General features: G+C 58.7%; 1 protein-coding gene. It reads right to left on the bottom strand.

Annotation, left to right across the window (positions count from 1 at the left end; genetic code table 11):
* On the bottom strand, positions 1 to 223 hold a 223-nt coding region (locus ACTHUG_RS11695; protein ID WP_440386937.1), incomplete at both ends, for a hypothetical protein.

Here is a 223-nt window from a genome sequence, read left to right as displayed (position 1 = left end):
GCGGCGGCGCTTTGCTGTTTCAGCTGGCTGTAGTTGACGGCGTCGGTATCGTCGCTACCGGCGGCTACGTTGGTGATCTTGTTGCCGGCGGCATTGATGCCTGCTTTGGTCACACTCGGGCCGCCTGTGATGGTGAGGCCGTCTGAATTCAGTTTGCTGTCGCCTGCGGTAACGCTGTCGACGGTGATGTCTTTGGCCAGTTTGAAGTCAATCTGGTTGTCGG

The sequence above is a fragment of the Neisseria sp. P0022.S009 genome (genome assembly GCF_051956675.1).
GTDB lineage: Bacteria > Pseudomonadota > Gammaproteobacteria > Burkholderiales > Neisseriaceae > Neisseria.
The sequence above is the reverse complement of the archived record's forward strand: the minus strand, read 5'-3'. Positions and strand labels throughout refer to the sequence as shown.